The organism is Lederbergia sp. B243.17 (assembly GCF_057657925.1).
This window is the reverse complement of the sequence record NZ_JBWBKF010000008.1, coordinates 1-320: the sequence shown is the minus strand read 5'-3', so window position 1 is coordinate 320 and position 320 is coordinate 1. Positions and strand designations below refer to the sequence as shown.

General features: G+C 37.5%; 1 protein-coding gene. It reads left to right on the top strand.

Going from position 1 to position 320, the window contains the following annotated elements; genetic code table 11:
* Positions 1-135 precede the first annotated feature (135 nt).
* The coding region (locus tag AC0TWI_RS00180) for a transposase (RefSeq protein WP_488124316.1) at positions 136-320 on the top strand (185 nt) is incomplete at its 3' end.

Genomic DNA, 320 nt, shown 5'->3' with positions numbered 1-320 from the left:
TGATACGAAAAAAGCCGGCGGAATTTTACGATGAGTAAAATTCCGCCGGCTTTAATTGTCTTTCATGAAAGATAAGGACCACTTCTGATAAAATTAAGTCACCACAACAAAATATTATCGGAAAGAAGGGTCCTTATGTTTAAAAATTATAACATGAATCAATTGGTTTTGCCTTTAGATTTAGAAGTGAAACTACAAAATAATGATATTGCCTTCCATATCCATCATTTGGTCGAAAGCATCCCTGGTGAAGCGTTCGAACCATTTCTCCGAAATGAGGGCTGTCCTGCCTACCATCCGCGCATGATGCTTAAAATCAT